This window comes from Pedobacter nyackensis (genome assembly GCF_032678475.1).
Classification (GTDB): domain Bacteria; phylum Bacteroidota; class Bacteroidia; order Sphingobacteriales; family Sphingobacteriaceae; genus Pedobacter; species Pedobacter nyackensis_A.
This window is the reverse complement of the sequence record NZ_JAVTSF010000001.1, coordinates 1,349,346-1,367,696: the sequence shown is the minus strand read 5'-3', so window position 1 is coordinate 1,367,696 and position 18,351 is coordinate 1,349,346. Positions and strand designations below refer to the sequence as shown.

13 protein-coding genes are annotated in these 18,351 nt (G+C 38.3%); 6 read left to right on the top strand and 7 right to left on the bottom strand.

The window, feature by feature from the left end; all coding sequences use genetic code 11:
- Positions 1 to 93: 93 nt before the first annotated feature.
- Positions 94 to 708, top strand: a complete 615-nt coding sequence (locus tag R2Q84_RS05510) for an RNA polymerase sigma-70 factor (RefSeq protein WP_316815529.1) — start codon at positions 94 to 96, stop codon at positions 706 to 708.
- Between the two features lie 72 nt (positions 709 to 780).
- Here R2Q84_RS05510 and R2Q84_RS05505 read toward each other — a convergent pair whose 3' ends face one another.
- The 6 genes from R2Q84_RS05505 to R2Q84_RS05480 form a co-directional block, all read right to left on the bottom strand.
- A complete protein-coding gene (locus R2Q84_RS05505) occupies positions 781 to 1,734 on the bottom strand; it encodes a DUF5007 domain-containing protein (RefSeq protein WP_316815528.1) in 954 nt (317 codons plus the stop codon).
- 13 nt (positions 1,735 to 1,747) lie between these two features.
- A complete protein-coding gene (locus tag R2Q84_RS05500; RefSeq protein WP_316815527.1) occupies positions 1,748 to 2,431 on the bottom strand; it encodes a hypothetical protein in 684 nt (227 codons plus the stop codon).
- A 25-nt stretch (positions 2,432 to 2,456) separates the two neighbouring features.
- A complete protein-coding gene (locus R2Q84_RS05495) occupies positions 2,457 to 3,917 on the bottom strand; it encodes a RagB/SusD family nutrient uptake outer membrane protein (RefSeq protein WP_316815526.1) in 1,461 nt (486 codons plus the stop codon).
- A 4-nt stretch (positions 3,918 to 3,921) separates the two neighbouring features.
- On the bottom strand, positions 3,922 to 7,449 hold the full coding sequence (locus R2Q84_RS05490; RefSeq protein WP_316815525.1) for a SusC/RagA family TonB-linked outer membrane protein: 3,528 nt from the start codon (positions 7,447 to 7,449) through the stop codon (positions 3,922 to 3,924).
- Positions 7,450 to 7,651: 202 nt separating this feature from the next.
- On the bottom strand, positions 7,652 to 8,869 hold the full coding sequence (locus tag R2Q84_RS05485) for a FecR family protein (RefSeq protein WP_316815524.1): 1,218 nt from the start codon (positions 8,867 to 8,869) through the stop codon (positions 7,652 to 7,654).
- 103 nt (positions 8,870 to 8,972) lie between these two features.
- Entirely contained in the window at positions 8,973 to 10,295 is a 1,323-nt protein-coding gene (locus R2Q84_RS05480) for a HAMP domain-containing sensor histidine kinase (RefSeq protein WP_316815523.1), read from the bottom strand.
- A gap of 44 nt (positions 10,296 to 10,339) precedes the next feature.
- On the opposite strand from R2Q84_RS05480, the gene R2Q84_RS05475 reads away from it, so the two are divergent.
- Both R2Q84_RS05475 and R2Q84_RS05470 read left to right on the top strand, forming a co-directional pair.
- On the top strand, positions 10,340 to 10,786 hold the full coding sequence (locus tag R2Q84_RS05475) for a GtrA family protein (protein ID WP_316815522.1): 447 nt from the start codon (positions 10,340 to 10,342) through the stop codon (positions 10,784 to 10,786).
- A gap of 12 nt (positions 10,787 to 10,798) precedes the next feature.
- Positions 10,799 to 12,502 carry an ArnT family glycosyltransferase gene (locus R2Q84_RS05470; RefSeq protein WP_316815521.1) on the top strand — a complete coding sequence of 568 codons (1,704 nt, stop codon included), beginning with the start codon at positions 10,799 to 10,801 and terminating at the stop codon, positions 12,500 to 12,502.
- A 1-nt stretch (position 12,503) separates the two neighbouring features.
- Here the strand turns inward: R2Q84_RS05470 and R2Q84_RS05465 are convergent, their stop codons facing one another.
- Positions 12,504 to 13,451 carry an AraC family transcriptional regulator gene (locus tag R2Q84_RS05465; RefSeq protein WP_316815520.1) on the bottom strand — a complete coding sequence of 316 codons (948 nt, stop codon included), beginning with the start codon at positions 13,449 to 13,451 and terminating at the stop codon, positions 12,504 to 12,506.
- Between the two features lie 160 nt (positions 13,452 to 13,611).
- Here R2Q84_RS05465 and R2Q84_RS05460 point away from each other — a divergent pair, with 160 nt between their 5' ends.
- From R2Q84_RS05460 to R2Q84_RS05450, 3 genes are read left to right on the top strand one after another with little or no spacing between them, the layout of a single operon-like run.
- Complete coding sequence (locus tag R2Q84_RS05460) at positions 13,612 to 15,867, top strand: excinuclease ABC subunit UvrA (protein ID WP_316815519.1); 2,256 nt, start codon at positions 13,612 to 13,614, stop codon at positions 15,865 to 15,867.
- Positions 15,868 to 15,874: 7 nt separating this feature from the next.
- On the top strand, positions 15,875 to 17,224 hold the full coding sequence (locus R2Q84_RS05455; protein ID WP_316815518.1) for a TolC family protein: 1,350 nt from the start codon (positions 15,875 to 15,877) through the stop codon (positions 17,222 to 17,224).
- Positions 17,225 to 17,245: 21 nt separating this feature from the next.
- Positions 17,246 to 18,346, top strand: a complete 1,101-nt coding sequence (locus R2Q84_RS05450; protein WP_316815517.1) for an efflux RND transporter periplasmic adaptor subunit — start codon at positions 17,246 to 17,248, stop codon at positions 18,344 to 18,346.
- Positions 18,347 to 18,351 lie beyond the last annotated feature (5 nt).

Genomic DNA, 18,351 nt, shown 5'->3' with positions numbered 1-18,351 from the left:
GCACGTAGAGAAATTCATTTGTATAGTATATTGTTACATATTTTTAATTATGTTTGAATTTGAGACTAACGCAATTATTGAATTAACCTAAATATGGAAAGTAAAGTGGGAACTGCACTTAAAGAAGAATTACTACTTCTTCAGGAAGCCTCGGCGGGCAGCAGGGCAGCATATACGACTTTGTATACTTTTTATCTTCCTAAATTATATAAGTACATCTACCCGTTTGTACGTTTTTCCAAAGAGGATACCGAAGAAATCCTTCATGATATGTTTATGAAAATCTGGGAGCGTAAAGAGGATCTTTCAAAGATAAAATCCTTTAACAGCTATCTTTATAGCATGGCGAGGAACAAGTTGATTAATTTGCATGAACACAGTAAAGTAAAACAAAAAGCTATAGAATATATTGTTCATCATACTGATACGACTGGAAACAGTGCTGATCACAATTTCATCTATGCCCAATATCAGGAAGTGATGAAGAAGGCAATAGACGCTTTGCCACCAAAGCGTAAGCGAGTCTTTGAAATGAGTACATTTGAGGAATTGTCTCAGGATCAGATTGCGAATGAATTACAAATCTCTAAATCAATGGTTAAAAAACAATTGTATTCGGCTACCAGGCATGTAAAGGAATATCTCCTTTTACATACAGATCTGACTGCATTTATTGTGCTTTGTATAGCTGCCGCAATTCGTAAATAAGTAAAAGATATAAAAAATGCCCACCGATATTATATCGATGGGCAAATGGAACTTTAAAGTACTAAATGAGTGCTAGTATTTCAGTTTAATGGTAATATTCCAGGTTCCAGGCTCCAAAATTGCAAAATCGAACCAATAGTTGAAGTACCTTCCAATAGCGCTGCCGTTGTTGTACATATCTATCCGCTGTCCCCAAATTGGAATACCTTGTCCTGTTGGCAAACCACCAATAACGGGAATCGGAGTTCCCTCAGTTTCAATCTCCAAACGGTCAGGAAATTCGGTATATTTAACTATTTTCTGAAGTCCTAAATTATGCCAATCTTTTAAGTTTGGATTTGCGGCTGTACCGTATTCGTACCCTAAAAGTGTTTTGGGATCTATCGGGGTGTCATCATTTCTAAGTGTTTTAATAATCAGCTTAGTTGGCCCGGTTGAGGCTGCTGTTTTTTCAAACTTAACATCCAGACCATCTATTTTATCTACGCCTGAGAAGGAGTATGAATAAGGCCCCGCAGGCGTTGTATTTATGGTTAATGCATTTTTAATGATCATTTCACCACCACTATTTTTTACTTTTATATCAAAAATATAACGCCCCTGAGGAAAAATATTCGGATCATTGGCTTCAGCGTAAATAATAATCTGACCATTGGTTGGATTAATATCTATCGCCGGTTTTTTAGCCGGGATCCTGATCATATTAATTTGATCTAACGAAGTCTCTAAACCTGTAGGTGTACCGGTCCAATAATAGGTGTCCACTTTATAATTCATCAACTCTGTGAGCACTTTTCCGCTTTGATCGTGGATAGACGCGATACTCACTTCAAGCGGTTTGGTAGAATCGTCTGTGGCTAAAGCTGCCGACATAATTATTCCCCGACCGGTGGTTACAGTTAAAGTTTTAGTTGTATATCCTATTGTCGGGCTTATAAACCCAACTTTATCTTGTTTCTTACATGCTGTAAGCAATGCCATTCCTGTTACAAATAGCAAACAAGAACTCAAATAAATTCTTTTCATAAATAATTTTCTATTAATTATCGTTTACTCTAAAATATTTCAATTTTAAACCCCCGCTAAAATTCGCACCGTTACCTAAAACATGTAAAATGGCATTTGCGGTAATTAGATTGTGGGTTTGCATACCTGCAGAATAATTGATAGAATCTATAACTTTTATTTTTCGATGCTCATAAGTCATATAGTCCGCACTGGTTCTTACCGAACTGCCCGGATTGGTAATGCCGCTTGTACCATAAATGATTAGACTATCGGCATTATTATCCTTATAAGCTTTATTTTTATCGGCAACGGCACGCTCTAAAGAAACCTGGTTATTTACAAGGATAAACCTCTTCAGCAGCATAGTTAAGGTATCTACACCAATTTTACTTAGAGGTCTGGGTGCTTGCTTATCTGAAGGCAGGAATCTCCGTTGAAACCTCATTACTGCCGAATTTGGACATGCATAAAATGTAATATTAGGTTGGTTAACGAGTGCTTTCCCATTTGTCAGGTCGATGATCTTAATTAATGAATCGAACATATGATTGTTTCTGCTCGCCAAAAAATCATACGTAGTCATTTTTTTTTCTGCTTCTGTTTGCCTAGATAATCCACCATCATTAAAATAGTCTGTCTTTTGGCATGAAGCAATTGCGAGACATATAAAGCTAAAGGCTATTATGATGTTCTTTTTTGATATATAATTTTTCATACTAATTTTAAATAAAATTTAATAATTATTGCCAGAAGGTATTTTGAGTAATTATAAAACCACTTTGGGATATGATACCCGGATTGATTGGCAGCAACCACGCACCTTTAGTGTACCAGTCTGCCTGTGTTATTTTAGAATAAGCTGCAAGTTTTCTGGTTCTAACGTAATCAAAAAATATTTGTCCTTCGCCCAGCAGTTCTTTTCTACGCTCTAGCAAAATGGTGTCTTGCAGACTACCGCCACTCGTATATAGTCTAGCCTTTGCTCTTTCTCTTACTTTGTTTAACCAAACTATGGCGTCTGCTGGTCGGTTTACTTGTGAGCTTGCCAAAGCCTCTGCTCTTAGCAACATAATATCGGCCAGACGGGTGATTATAATATTGGATTCGTTTATGTTTTGAGATGTGGTGTCACCTTGAACCTGTAAAGTTCTGTACTTGCCTAAATATGGACGGGTAGGGCTGTTATTTAGAGTAGAATTAGTTAACCAGGTAGATCTACGTCCGTCAACTTCTCCAGCCGCGAACATTTGTTTTAATAACGCCGCTGGTGGACATAGTAAATATAATTCTGTACCACCACCACCATCTGATTGGTCTTTGTACCATGGTCTTCCCAACGTACGATTATACACTTTGTTTTTTTGTACCTCTTTTAAAGTAGCATCGAAATTTAATTCGAAAATACCTTCCTGAGATTTTCCAATAAAGATTTTTAACAACTGGGTCGTATCGGTAATAAGGCTGTATTGCCCATTGTTAATTACACTATCACAAAGTTTTTCTGAACCACTGTAATCTTGTAACCAAGCCAGCACATGGGCCTTGATTGCCCAGGCAGCACCTTTTGTCGCTCTAACTGCCTTATCTCCTCCAGAATAGGAAGGATCAAGATTAGCAATTGCTACATCTAAATCCCTTTTTATCTGATCGTAAACCTCTGCTTGTGGCGTTCTGGGAATATTGTCAACATCTACAGCTTTAAGGCTCATTGGAACGTCTCCCCAAAAACGGGTAAGATAAAAATAAGTCAATCCTCTTAAAAAGCTGGCTTCGCCCAAACTCCTGCGTTTAGCGCTCAAATCATAATTTTGAATCGTAGGAATTTTCTCTAACACCAAATTGCATTGTGCAATAACCCTATAAAATCCACTCCAATCTCCACCTTTATTATTATCATTTAAAAGCGCTGTAATTGTATTGGTCGCAATTGGTGTTTCCGGTCTTGTATTAACCGATTGGCTATAGCTTTCGAATGTGTTTGCCCGGACATCGCCCATTAAAAATATTTTATCTGGCAATACCGAACGTAAAAATGAGTAGGCGGCAGCGACAGATTTATCAACATCAGCCGCTGTTTGAATCGCATTATCAGCCGTAGGCAGTTGTATCACTTCTGGATCGAGCGCTTTTTGGCATGAACACAGCAGCAAACTGTATATTAAAAATAGGCTTGCTATTTTTCTTAAATTATCTTTTTTCATGTGATTAAAATTCAAAGTTGAAACCTAAATTAAATTTCTTCGGAACAGGGTATCCGTTACCAACATCGTAACCATAATCATCCACGTTTTCCGGATCAACTCCAGTGTATTTGGTGAGGATAAATAAATTCTCTAATCCGGCAAAAACACGTAATCTTCTAATTTTAGTTTTTTGTAAAAACTTAGGCGAAAAATCGTATCCGAAAGTAACGTTACTTAACCTTACGAAGCTTCCGTCTTCTAAGAATAAAGAAGTATTCGATTCGTAATTACCAATAAAATCGTAGCTAGAGAAAAGGTAGTAGCGCCAAGGGTTTAGTACAGGGAATTTCGCATTGGTATGAGTTGGTGTCCACACATCAAGATCAGAAACATCCAGAAGGTTACGTTGCCCTCCAGGATAATTTACGTTGTTACTAGCTGTCCAGCTTACCGATTTGATTCGGTCTGCTAATACTTTGTTGTACACTTTATTACCTATGGAGTAATTTAGAAGGAAACTAAACTGAAATGATGAATTGTTTTTTAAACGAAATGAAACAGTATTTGAAAAACTTCCGGTAACCTTAGGATTAGGATCGCCCATATAAACTCTATCACTATTTCCGGTTCCGTCTATTCGACCATCTCCGTCTACATCCCTTAAATGAATATCTCCTGCATGGTACGGATCCTGTGATGCAAAAGGACCAACCGGACGCAATTTACCCCCGGTGTAAGGGTTAATAGGCACAGAGGCCTCATCAGGAAAAACGCCCAGATATTCCAATAAATAAAAACCATTTAATGGCTTACCAAGCTGTAAATAAGGTTCTCCAATTGAATAACCTGTTCTCGAAATACTTCTTCCGAAGTCTGGAAGTTTGGTCAATCGATTTTTATTAGTTGTAGCAATTAAGGTCATGCTATATTGCAGCCTTTTATCTGGTGCAGTCAAGTATCCTGTAATGCCAGCCTCGAAACCTGTGTTCAGTACTGCCCCACTGTTTACACTTTTTTGAGTATATCCACTTGTGCTACTTAAAGGAGTTGTAAACAAGAATCCGTCTTTAGTTTTACGGTAGTAATCAAAAGCAGCACTCAAACGGTTGTTAAAAAATTCTAAATCTAAACCTACTCCGTAGTCTTTTGAAGTTTGCCAGGTCAAATCTGGAATTGGTAAGCCGTTAGCACCAGCATAATTTGGTGCCAATATAGGCGAGCCATTATAGGTTCCAAGGGCACCACTGGCGGCGCCTGTGTTATAAGCACCTAAAGCCAGATAATTATCCTGGTATTGTTGTCCTGCTTTACCAATACTTCCCCTTAACTTACCAAAGTTAAACCAGCTGCCTACGTTGTTTGCAAAGAAATTTTCTTTCGTAAAAACCCAGGCTGCGGAGGCAGACAAGAAATCACCCCATTGTTTGTCTTTCCCGAACTTGGATGAACCATCTCTCCGGATTACACCCTGAAATATATATTTTTTGTTATAATCGTAAGATAACCTTGAATAATATGATAACAATCCATAGGTAATGTTATTTGTTTGTAAGGTAATGTCTGATTGGGCATAGCCTTGAATAACCTGCTGAGCATCGTTTGGTCCGTTTACTCCACTACCATAAATATTATCGATACCATTTGTGTTGATATCAGTACCAATTAAGAAATCAAAAGTATGTGCATTCGCAAAAGTGTGATGTAATCTAACGTTGGTCACACTCAAAAGATCTAAGGTTTCCTGAGCATAATATGACGCTGAAGCCTTACCATTTAAATTTGCCGCGGATGGGTTAAAATTTCTTGTCCGATAGAAACTATAGCGTGCAGAACCTCTGGACGATACGTTAAGATAGTCTGTGATATCAAGACTCCCTTCTAATTGGGCAGATAAATTTCTCGTTAAATCAATATTAACACCTTTATTGTAAGATTCTAAAAAGGCGTCGTAATAACCTGATTTCGGTCCGGGTGCAAATGAAGAAGAAAAGTTATTGCCAATTACAGCAGCATTAAACGTCTCTCCACGGCGCTGACCTGCATCTTGTTGATTGACATTAACCCTACCGGTAATTGTTAACTTTTTTGTGGGATTAAAAATACCTTGATAGGATAATGCATAACGTTTGTAGCCAGAGCTTAATACCACACCTTTTTCGTTATAGTAATCTGCGCCTAAACGGTAACTTGCGTTTTCAGTTGCGCCACTAACACCAAGGTTAACGCTATATAATGCGGCATTTCTAAAATAGAGCTCTTGCCAGTCGGTGTTGTTATTGTAAAAGCTATTCAAGCTATCTGTCAATTCAATTGGCGGGTTAGAACTTCCACCGCCAACTTTCGAACTCTGGTAGGCATTAAATAAATAAAGCTTAAAATTACGCTCTGCCGATCCACCGTATGTTTTTCGCAGTTGAGGCGGAGTACTACCTCCAAATTGTGTGTTTAAGGTTACGATAGGTTTTCCTGCCTTTCCACGTTTTGTAGTAATGATGATTACGCCGTTAGCACCTCTTGAACCATAAATAGCTGTTGCAGCGGCATCTTTTAATACGTCTACACTCTCTACATCGAAAGGATTTAATCCTCCTAAAACACTCGAAATTGCTTGTCTTGGGTTTGATGGGTTAAAAGAATCCTGATCCATTGGCACTCCATCAATAATAAATAATGGCGTACTTACCACGTTTGAATTAGCAGAACTGGAAAAGTCCGATACCCCCCTGATAGAAATCTTGCTTCTTCCTCCAGGCTGACCAGAATTGTTTTGAACTATCAATCCTGGCGCAAGTCCTTGCAATAAGCCTTCAATAGAGCCACTTGGTCTGTTTTGCAGTTTTTCTCCATCAACACGGGTAATGGAACTTGGGTTAAGGTGTTTATCTTGTTTACCATAACCAATAACTACTACATTTTTAAGTTCTGATTCATCTTCTTCCAGGCTAATCCTTAATGTTTCTTTTCCTTTTACAGCTACTTCTTTTCTTTTATAGCCTACATAGGTTAAAATCAGTACATCATTATCTTCAACATCTATGCTGAAATCACCATTAGCGTCAGTTAATTTTGTCGTATTTTTATTTTTTACTTTAACTGTTACACCAGGTAAAGGCATGCCTTTAGTATCAACAACTTTTCCTTTGAATAGCTTAAACTGAATATCAGTCAGGGTTGATTCCTCTTCCCGCTTTCTAACAACAATTGTATGCTGATTGATCGCGTATGTCAGTGGTTGCCCATCAAAGCATTTTTCAAGAACGTCTACCAATGGTTCATTGGTTACTATAAGGGAAACCGGTTTTGTATTCTTAATTAATCTCGGGCTATATAAAAAAGTATAACCGCTTTGTTTTTTTATTTTACTAAAAAGTTGTTCCAAAGAAGCATTTTTCTCCGATAAAGTGATTTTTTGGGCAAACCCGCTCGCACTAACCTGTAAAAATGCAGCAATCATTAACACGGCTATGATCTTAATGCGCATGATGATCTGTTTTTTAATGCCTGGCCACCTTTGTGCATAGGTTGGCCTGCAATGAGTATTTTTATTCATACTTTTGTTTAGTTTGGATTGACAATAAATGGTCTTCGAAAATTATTTAGGTTAGGTCCAGACTATGCCGGTGAGGTGGTTCCAAGCACCTCCCGGTTTATACCAGAACAACCAAGAGTGGTGGGTCTCTATTTCTTCATATTTATACTTGGTTTAGGTTTACGGTTAGTTGATTTTATTATTTGGTTTTCATAGAAAACACTTAATTCGCTATAACTTTTATTTTTCTTCCCTCAAGCTTAAAATGCACGATTCCTGTTAATTCCAACGTTTTAAGCACTTCAGATACATTTGTAGAACGAGATACCGAACCCGCCAAATCTTTATCATTTATATCTCCTTCATACGATATTTCCAGCCCATACCAACGGGCTATCTTGCGCATTGCGGATGGAATACTTTCTGCATTAAATACAAAATATCCGTCTTTCCAGGCAGCAACCTCATTTACATCTACCGATTTCACATTTATAGAATAATCGTTAAGCAGAGATTGCTGTCCCGGAACTAAAACAGTTGTTCTTTCATTAATTAAAGACCGAACTTTTACACTTCCTTCCAGTAAAGAGGTTTTTGTATGCTCCTCTTCTTCATAACTATTTATATTAAAATGAGTTCCCAAAACTTCAACAACCTGATTCCTGGTCTGTACTCTGAATGGTCTTTCTTTATTCTTAGCAACCTCAAAATAACCTTCACCCGTAAGTTCTACTCTTCGTTCATCACCTTCGAAATTTACTGGATATCGTAACGATGACGAGGCATTCAACCACACACTGCTTCCATCGGGAAGATTTACCTGATACTGTCCGCCTAAAGGGGTTTGTATAGTGTTGTATAACCCGGCTGTATTTGATTTACTATTACTGATAATATTATAAATCAATTGGCCATCCTTGTTCTTAACAATTCTGATCCCTGGTTGATTTGCTACAATACCACCAGTATGGACATCGTTAAGATCTACTTTACTTCCATCACTAAGCGTCAATATGGCTTTATTTCCCCCGGGTTTAATATCATTTGAAATTTGACTCCGACTTATTTGATCAGGAGAAGGAGTGCTATTTTTTGTAAAATAAAAAAACAAACCTGTAGACAAAACCACAAATAAAGACGCGGCAATAGCCAGGGCCATCTTAAAACTCCTTTGCAGAGGTTCCTGTCTTTTGATTTGAAGGGGAATTACAGATGATGTTTCAATATGATTTAGTCCTGCCTCTATTCTTGAAATTAATCCGGGATCTACAACCTCATGGTCATTTCTCTGCTCCAGTATTTCTTCCCACCACTTCATAACAATTAGATATTCAGATTTTTCAGCACTGTCAAGCCACTCTACTAAAGCGTCTTCTTGTTGCTTTGTAAAGTTGCCTGATGGCATTAATGCTAATAATTCTTTTACTTCCTGTAAATTCATGATTATAACCTGATTTAATAGTAAGACAGGAAGAGTTTACAATTGGATACCCCCGGCACAAAAAAAAAATAATATAACATTCCTATTTTAAAATAAGAGGTAATTATGCCGCAATAAAAGGCAAAGCAATCTGAAAGGTTGTACCTTCATTTTCCCTGCTACTTACAGTTAATGAACCTCCATGTTGTTCTATGATTTGTTTTGAGATATGAAGTCCCAATCCGATCGATTTTTCGCCCCTAAGTCCTGGTCTTCCAGCTTTTGAGAACTGATCAAAAAGATGCTGTTGTAAGTTCGAGGGGATGCCAATGCCGAAATCAGTGATTCGAATAATGCAGGTGTTCTCAGAACTTGTTACTTCTATATTAATGGGCGTCGATGACTTTGAAAATTTCAGGCCATTGCCAATCAGGTTATCTATTACCCTGGTTAGTTTTGACGGATTTACCGCGGCAACTAACTCCTGGTTAGATGAGTTAAACACAATCTTACGTTCATTATTCAGGTTCTTTTGCCAGTTGTTACAAATGTTGTCCATAAACGTAATGATGTTCATGTTCTGAAGATGGAAAGGGGCCTGGTTATTTTGTGCAATCTCCAGCAAATCATCGATTATGCTCTTTGCCTGGCGTGTAGAACTCAGAATAAGCTGCATTTCTGTGCTTGCCTGTTCAGGAACCTCCTCAATCACAATTCTTGTTAATGCTTCAATGTTATTGAGCGGATTTCTAAGGTCATGGGCAACAAAACCAAGTATTTCACTTTTCTGATGGTTTAACAATTGTACCTCCAGGTTTTTCTCTTCCAGCTGTTTTACTTTTACAAACTGTTCCGCTTTAAAATAATAACTATATCTGGAACAGGCATACATGAAAAATGCAAGCACACCCGACATGATTACGTTGAGTACCTTTTGCTGTGCACTGATATCGGGAATAACCATTGCCGCAATAAAGAGGCAAATGATATAAATCGAAATAAGAAGGATCTTTTTTAAATCAAGCGCAAAGAAAACACTTACCGCAACAACCCCGGTAAGGAAAATGGTAAGCGTGTTTTTTGGGTTAAATTGAGAGAAGAAGAAGCTGACAGCAAAAGATGTTGTCAGGACAAATAAACAAAATACAAGTACAAGTATTTCTCTGCCTGTTGTTTTCCAGTGAGAAGATCTCGATGCATAAAGACTAAGTAAAATAAATGTAGTTGAACCCGAAAGCTGTACCCAGTTTAATATGTTATAATTAACTAAATTGGGCATTGATGCCAATTCATTACTGTAAAAAATAGAAATCAATCTTACAGTCATAGCAATAGCAAACAAAACAGCACCTAAATAGGATACTTGTTTAACGTTCGTATAACTGTAAATATTCCTAAATTCTTCAGAATACTTACCTGGGATCTTGTATCTAAATAAATTGAGCACGTGCTTATTTTGGTAGTAAAAATAATGAAAGGAAACGAAGTTGTATGATTATTATATTATTTTTGCTGAAAGTAGTAGATATGACCCCTGTTTTAGCCATTGAATTTAATTATGCTTTCTTTATTAAACTTTTAAAATTCGGTGTTGTGGGTTTTGTCGGACTGATTGTAGATTTCACGGTAACCTACATCTGCAAAGAAAAACTAAAAATTCATAAGTACATTTCGAGTTCATTGGGCTTTATCGTAGCCACAGCAACCAATTATGGGTTAAACCGAATTTGGACCTTCAATAGTCACGATGCGGCAACGATGATTCAGTTTGGTAAGTATTTTATGATCTGTTTAGTCGGACTCGCTTTAAGCAATATCCTTATCTATATATTAAATGATAAATTGAAATGGAATTTCTACGTTGCTAAAGCATGCGCAATAGTAATTGTGTCGTTATGGAATTTCTTTGCAAATTATCTTTACACATTTACCAATTAATCACCTTTATTCATGTTGGAAACAAAAAGAAAAACTGAACAAATCCTGTTTGTTTTTTTAGGTATATGGACATTCATTAATGTTATTCAGGCTTCTTTTGTAGAAGTACATGCTGACGAGGCTTACTATTGGGTATATTCAAGATTTTTAGACTGGGGATATTTTGATCACCCGCCAATGGTGGCTTTATTTATCAAAATAGGTAATATATTTAGTACTTCTACATTAGGCTTAAGATTAATGACTGTCATTACCAGTACAATGTCTGTCTATCTTTTATGGAGAATAGTGAGCCAGTATGCATCTAATATTAAGCTGTTTGTTTTGCTTTTTTCCGCAATCGTATTGTTTCATGTTTATGGTTTCATTACCACGCCTGATGCTCCCTTGTTTTTCTTTATTGTCTTGTTTTTATACGTTTATCAGCGTTATGTAGCAGAAGATAAGTTTAAATGGGCATTTTTGCTGGCACTGGTAATTGCCGGTATGTTGTACAGCAAATACCATGGAATATTGGTCTTGTTCTTTACCATTCTTTCTAATTTTAAATTACTAAAAAGACCAACATTCTGGTTTGTTGTTGTCGTTTCAATTGCAGCCTTTATTCCACATATCTGGTGGCAGGTTCAAAATAATTATCCCTCATTTTACTATCACGTAATAGACCGTTCTTCGGCTTTTTACAAGTTTAAATTTACTACTGAATATTTAATTGCACAACTGGCCTTGGCCGGGCCATTGGTTGGCTGGTACATGTATAAATCGGCTGTTAGCTTAATGCCCGATGATGCTTTTATCCGTGCGGTAAAATTTAACTGTGTTGGGATATTCATTTTCTTTTTCATCAGTACCTTGAAAGGAAGAGTAGAAGCACATTGGACACTGCCTGCGATGCTTTGTCTACTTATTCTGGCTTATGTTGCCATGGCTAGATATAGCATCCCTAAATGGTTTGAAAGACTGGCGATAGTCAATATTTGTCTGATTGTTCTGGTTAGGTTGATTTTGATCATACCTATTGATGCCTTGCGAAAAATAAAGATTGTTGATTACTACTTTGGAAATGAAACCTGGGCAAAAGGAATTAAAGAGAAAGCTGGTAATGCGCCCGTTATCTTTACAGACAGTTTCCAGGTCCCTTCCCGATACAATTACTATACGCAAAGTACAAAAGGCTTTGGTTACGATTCCAGGTACTATAGGAAAAACCAGTATGATATTTGGCCACTTGAAGATAGCCTGAGGAATAAAAAAGCATATTTTGTGACCCAGGAAGATATCGGATTAGGGGAAGCCGATACCATATCAACAACTAAGGGTTTGTACTATGGGACATGGCTGGAACAGGTAAGAATGTACCAGAAAGTTACAGTAAACCCAGTGGCTATGCCGGTGGATTGGAAGACGGGAGAGTCAAAAGAGCTGGAATTGAAAATCAGTAATCCTTATGATGAAACGATTTCACTAGGTAATGCAGGACAGAAATGGAAATGCTATCTGGAGTATGGTTTTAAACTGGGGCCAGACCTAAGCGAATTTAAACCGGTGATTACCGATTTGGAAAATGTAGTAATACCCGCAGGTGAGTCGGTTGTGGTGAAAGGAACTGTACAAGCGCCAGCGAATGCCGGGAAATATAAAATGATCTTCTCATTACGCACAGAGCCATTTGGAGGTTCGCGAAATAGCAATATGATTGCTGTAGAAATTAGATAGTCTATTTTCTTAGTTCTCCGGGAAGGTAACCGAAATGTTTACGGAATGCTTTTGAAAAATTGTAAGGCTCATTGTAGCCCATTGTGTAGGCAACTTCGTATACCGTACATGCGGATTCAAGTAACATCTGCCTGGCATAATTCATTTTTAACTCATTGAGGTAGCCAAAAACAGTCATGCCGAAAAGCTCCTTAAAACCTTTTTTAAGCATGAATTCGTTAATTCCAGCTTCGCGTGCGATACCACTTAAAGTTAAAGGATCAAACATGTTTTGTTGTATATAATGGCGCACGGTATGGAGCTTATCTATGTGATGCCGTTCTATTTTTACTGATTTAATACCATTTAAAGCCTCGGCCTGTTCAGCCTGGAGTAAAAAAAGCTCCGTGATTTTGGATTCATAAAACAGCTGTTTCATATTTCCGCTGTACACACATTGATGCATGTCATTAATCACAGATTGCTGTTTCGGCGTAATGGGTAAGGCATGATCTGATATGTCGGCCATTTTTCCAGCAGTTACCTTATCCCAAAAGCGTTTCAGGCATTCCAGATCAGTGGAGTAAAGTCTGTTGAAAAAAGGTTCATATAATGAAATACCAAAGTTGCGTACTTCAGGACTGCTCAACGCATAATATCCGTCAAAAGCAGGGGCAAACGCAACAGTATGTTCATTGTCTTTTAATACGTACTTTTTATTGCTGTCTGCTTCCCAGGCCGAACTAATACCCTGAATGGAAAAATACATGTTTAGCGTAGGCGTTTCATGTTGTTCCCTTAAAGTTATTTCATTCGCTAGTTTACTATTTCCCGAGAAGATGGCCGCACCATTGATCTTCACTTCATTGAAGTCCAGATAACCTGTATTACCCAAATAGTCAGTAAATTCAGCTTTGTGGATTTCCGGCATTTCGGTACACATGATTGTATTCAATTCATTGTCGATCATATTATTAGGGATTGAATGATGTTGACGCTTGAATGAGCTAAATTAATGAAAAAAATATGAATATAAAGGTGTTGGTCAGGAAAATAATTCCTTTTAGGATGGTAATTACTCCTTATTGAACGGTTAGGTAGCGGCTAATTATCTTCAATTTTGATCTTAGATGGAACAAGCGTACATAGAAATAAAAGGTGCCCGGGAGAATAACCTGAAAAATATTTCTTTGAGCATTCCCAAGCGCAAAATTACAGTCTTTACCGGAGTCTCGGGATCGGGCAAATCTTCTATAGTATTTGAAACCATTGGGGCCGAAGCACAACGGCAGCTGAATGAGACCTTCTCTACATTTGTACGAAACCGCTTACCCCGGTATACTCAGCCGGATGCAGATAGCATTGAAAATCTTTCCACTGCCATAGTAATAGATCAGAAACGGTTGGGGGGAAACTCCCGTTCGACTGTAGGTACAATTACTGATATCTATGCCGTATTGAGGTTGTTATTCTCACGAATAGGAAATCCTTTTGTAGGCTATTCAAATATTTTTTCATTTAATGATCCTGCAGGAATGTGCCCGGAGTGTAATGGTTTGGGCGAAACGGTGAAACTGAATCTGGATAAGTTTTTAGACCGTTCAAAATCACTCAATGAAGGAGCCATTTTATTTCCAATGTTTGCTGTGGGCAGCTGGTATTTTAATACTTACGCTTATTCTAATTTTTTTGATAACGATAAAAAGCTGAATGATTACAGCGAAGAAGAGTGGCGGCTTTTGTTACACGGAAAGCCAAAGAAGTTTCAGGTAAAAAAAGATAATGTTCCCTTAAATGTGAGTTTCGAAGGGCTGGTGGATAAATTTAATCGAATGTATATTAAGAGGGATACCAGTATCCTGTCTGAAAGTACACGGGTAACACTGGAACGGTTTATTTCGTTTGCACCCTGTCCGCTTTGTAAAGGTACCCGTCTAAATCAGACCGCCTTAAATTGTAAGATCGATGGTTATAATATTGCTGATCTTACTGCTATGCAGGTTGATGAGTTAATCGATATCATTGCAAATATCAATGACCGTAGAGCAGGACCTATGGTGGCAGATTTGAAAGCAAGAATACAGCATCTTATCGATATCGGACTAGGTTATCTGAGTCTGGATCAATCTACAACAAGTCTTTCTGGCGGAGAATCGCAAAGAATAAAAATGGTGAGACATTTGGGTAGTAGTCTGACTGATATGATCTACATCTTTGATGAACCTAGCATTGGCTTGCATCCTCGCGATGTCCACCGGCTAAACGAACTGTTGTTACAACTGAGAGATAAAGGAAATACCGTTTTGGTGGTAGAGCATGATCCGGAAGTCATCAAAATTGCTGACCATATTGTAGATATTGGTCCGAACGCTGGTACACATGGTGGGGAGATTGTTTATGAGGGAACTGTAGCTGGGCTGATGGAAGCAGATACACTTACAGGCAAGTTTATGGATCAAAAGGAAGTCCTTAAAACAAACTATAGGTTAGCTAATGGCTTTCTTAAAATAAGTAATGCCTCGTTACATAATCTAAAAGATGTAACAGTCGATATTCCCAAGGACGTACTTACCGTGGTAACTGGAGTTGCAGGTTCGGGAAAAAGTACGCTGATTAATGAAGTGTTTGCAAAGCAGCATCCCGGTGCAATTCTTATTGATCAGTCTGCAGTGAGTACCTCCATTCGGTCTAATCCAGCTACATACACCGGGATTATGGATGACATCAGGCGGCTTTTTGCTCAGGAGAATAACGTTAGCGCTTCTTTATTCAGTTTTAACTCAAAAGGAGCCTGTCCTAATTGTCAGGGATTGGGTTTTATTTATACAGATCTGGCTTTTCTGGAGCCCGTAAAAACGCCCTGTGAAATTTGTGGCAGCAAACGTTTTAAAGAGGAAGTGCTGAATTATAAACTAAAAGGAAAGTCCATCAGTGACGTTTTAGAAATGACAGTTCAGGATGCTGTAGATTTTTTTGATAAAAGAGACCTGAAACGTCGTTTACAGGCCATACATGATGTAGGCCTGGATTATCTCACCCTTGGACAGCCATTAAACACTTTGTCGGGTGGCGAATGTCAACGCATTAAACTGGCAGGTAACCTACATAAAAAAGGTAGTGTGTATGTACTTGACGAACCAACAACAGGTTTGCACATGTCTGATGTGGGGCATTTGTTGAAAATAGTTGGCGATCTGGTGGATAGCGGAAATTCGGTAATCGTAATTGAACATAATCTGAGTGTAATCAAAAATGCAGATTGGATCATCGACATGGGACCTGATGGCGGTAAAAATGGAGGTGAAATTGTTTTTACCGGCACACCATCACAAATAATTAATGTAAAAGACTCCTTAACGGGGCAATATTTAAAGAGAAGTAATTAATACAACTATGAAATACATAAATTATATAATCATGATGTTGCTTATGATGGCAAATATTATGGCTAAGGCGCAGTCTGGCGATTCCCTAAGCTATAAGTTTAGCCTGAAAGCAGCAATTGATTACGCTTTAACACATCAGACAACCGTGTTGAATGCTATAGTAGATGAGGAGATTGCAAGGAATACGGTCAAGCAAACTGTTGGCATAGGTTTACCTCAGGTTTCAACCAGTTATAGTTTTCAGGATTTTCTAAAATTACCAACTACGCTGTTGCCTGGTGAGTTTTCTAACCCGCCTTCCAGTACACCTATACCAGTTAAATTTGGAACGAAATACAACTCTACAGCAGGGATTGAATTGAGCCAGCTGATATTTGACGGTAGCTATATTGTCGGTTTACAGGCTTCTAAAACATATAAAGAATTATCGGTCAGAAATAGTAAACGAACTAAAATTGAAACAGCAGTAGCAGTAACTAAAGCTTACTATGGCGTATTGGTAAATGGGGAGCAGCTGACATTAATTGATGCCAATTTAAGTCAGCTAACCAAATCGTTATACGATACCGAAGCCCTGTTTAAAAATGGTTTTGCAGAGAAGATAGATGTAGACCGGCTTCAGGTATTAAAAAATAACCTCGAAACAGACAAAGAGAACGTAGTCCGCTTGTTGCAGATGAATGTAGATATGCTAAAATTCCAGATGGGAATGCCTGTGCAGGCGAGTCTTAGCCTTACAGATAAGATTAGTGAGGTAAGGGCTGAAGCGGTTCCGGTTATGGAAACTGATACTACTGCTTATAAAGGAAGAATAGAGTATTCGTTATTGGAAACCCAAAAAAAGCTGAATGAACTGGATTTAAAAAGGCAAAAAAGTTTATTTCTGCCAACACTGAGAGGTTTTGCGAGTGCTTCTAAAAACTTCCAGTCTGACGAATTTTCAAAGCATTTTGATCAGAGTTTCCCAACTTCAGTCATCGGTTTGACGCTTTCCTGGAATTTAATTAACGGCGGACAGCGGATATATCAGGTACGAAATGCGAAGCTGGCAGTCCGGAAATCTGAAAATGATATGATCAATGCAAAAAATGGCATTGCCCAGGAAATCTCAGCGAGCCAGAAAGTTTACCTGAACAGCTTGCGCTCTGTAGAAAACCAGCAGCGCAACCTTACGCTTTCACAGGAAATTCTTAGAGTTACCCGTATCAAATACGGGGAGGGGGTAGGCTCAAGTCTGGAAGTAACCACGGCCGAAACTGCGGTACAGGAAGCGCAAAACAAATACATCACGGCTTTGTATGACATGCTGATCAGTAAAGTAGATCTGGAAAAAGCAGCAGGAAGAATCAATTATTAACGTCAAAATATAAATATAACGATGAAAGCACCATTATATACACTAGCAATAACCATTTTTCTGGCATCATGTGGTTCGGAGAAACCAAAGGACAAAAAAGCAGAATTGGAACAGCTTAAAAAGGAACGTACCACACTAAATGGAAAGATAGATAAGCTGGAAGATGAACTAGGACAGAAGAAAACAGCTGCTGATTTTAAGGATGTTGTGGTAACAGAACTTGCAGAAGTACATTTCAGAAATTATGTTGAAGTGCAGGGAAGGGTCGATGCAGAAGATAATGTAGAAATTATGCCTGAATCTCCGGGAACTGTGACTGCAATTTTTGTAAAAGTTGGACAAAATGTAAATAAAGGACAGGTGTTGGCCCAGTTAGACGATAAGGTATTGCGCCAGAGTGTTGCTCAGCTGCAGACTCAGCTTGATCTGGCAACCACCGTGTTTAATCGCCAGAAAAATCTGTGGGATCAAAAAATAGGTACAGAAGTTCAGTACCTGACGGCAAAAAGTCAGAAGGAAGGGTTGGAGAGGCAATTGGCGGGGTTAAAATCACAGGCCGCCCAGAATAAAATTAAATCTCCTGTGTCTGGAACGGTAGACGCTATGGATTTGAAACTGGGTGCTTCAGTGGCTCCGGGATCTCCTACAGGTATCAGGGTTGTGAACGCAAGCAGACTTAAAGTTAAAGCACTGGTATCAGAAAATTACGGTGGAAAAGTTAATCAGGGTGACGAGGTCCAGGTTTCTTTACCTGATGTGCCGGAAACGCTGCCAGCTCATATTTCATTTGCCGCTAAGGTAATTGATCCGGTTTCCAGAGGTTTTAATGTTGAAGTGAAATTGCCTTCCAGCAAAAAATATCGCCCCAACATGGTAGCTATATTAAAGATTGTAGACTATAAAAACGATAAAGCATTGGTCGTACCGGTTAATTCAGTACAAAAATCAGAAACCAGTGAATACGTTTTTACTGCTGTTAATGGAAAAGCGAAGAAGATAGAAATTAAAACAGGAAAGGTGTCGGACGGCAAGGCAGAAGTGCTTTCAGGTTTGAATGCGGGAGATAAAGTGATCATCACTGGTTTCCAGGACCTGAACGATGGCGATGGGGTTAAGTTGTAATTGAT

Excerpts from the sequence above, each read along its gene's own strand:
- R2Q84_RS05510 (WP_316815529.1), top strand. The coding sequence starts at position 94 with ATGGAAAGTAAAGTGGGAACTGCACTTAAAGAAGAATTACTACTTCTT.
- R2Q84_RS05505 (WP_316815528.1), bottom strand. The coding sequence starts at position 1,734 with ATGAAAAGAATTTATTTGAGTTCTTGTTTGCTATTTGTAACAGGAATG.
- R2Q84_RS05500 (WP_316815527.1), bottom strand. The coding sequence starts at position 2,431 with ATGAAAAATTATATATCAAAAAAGAACATCATAATAGCCTTTAGCTTT.
- R2Q84_RS05495 (WP_316815526.1), bottom strand. The coding sequence starts at position 3,917 with ATGAAAAAAGATAATTTAAGAAAAATAGCAAGCCTATTTTTAATATAC.
- R2Q84_RS05490 (WP_316815525.1), bottom strand. The coding sequence starts at position 7,449 with ATGAATAAAAATACTCATTGCAGGCCAACCTATGCACAAAGGTGGCCA.
- R2Q84_RS05485 (WP_316815524.1), bottom strand. The coding sequence starts at position 8,869 with ATGAATTTACAGGAAGTAAAAGAATTATTAGCATTAATGCCATCAGGC.
- R2Q84_RS05475 (WP_316815522.1), top strand. The coding sequence starts at position 10,340 with ATGATTATTATATTATTTTTGCTGAAAGTAGTAGATATGACCCCTGTT.
- R2Q84_RS05470 (WP_316815521.1), top strand. The coding sequence starts at position 10,799 with ATGTTGGAAACAAAAAGAAAAACTGAACAAATCCTGTTTGTTTTTTTA.
- R2Q84_RS05465 (WP_316815520.1), bottom strand. The coding sequence starts at position 13,451 with ATGATCGACAATGAATTGAATACAATCATGTGTACCGAAATGCCGGAA.
- R2Q84_RS05460 (WP_316815519.1), top strand. The coding sequence starts at position 13,612 with ATGGAACAAGCGTACATAGAAATAAAAGGTGCCCGGGAGAATAACCTG.
- R2Q84_RS05455 (WP_316815518.1), top strand. The coding sequence starts at position 15,875 with ATGAAATACATAAATTATATAATCATGATGTTGCTTATGATGGCAAAT.
- R2Q84_RS05450 (WP_316815517.1), top strand. The coding sequence starts at position 17,246 with ATGAAAGCACCATTATATACACTAGCAATAACCATTTTTCTGGCATCA.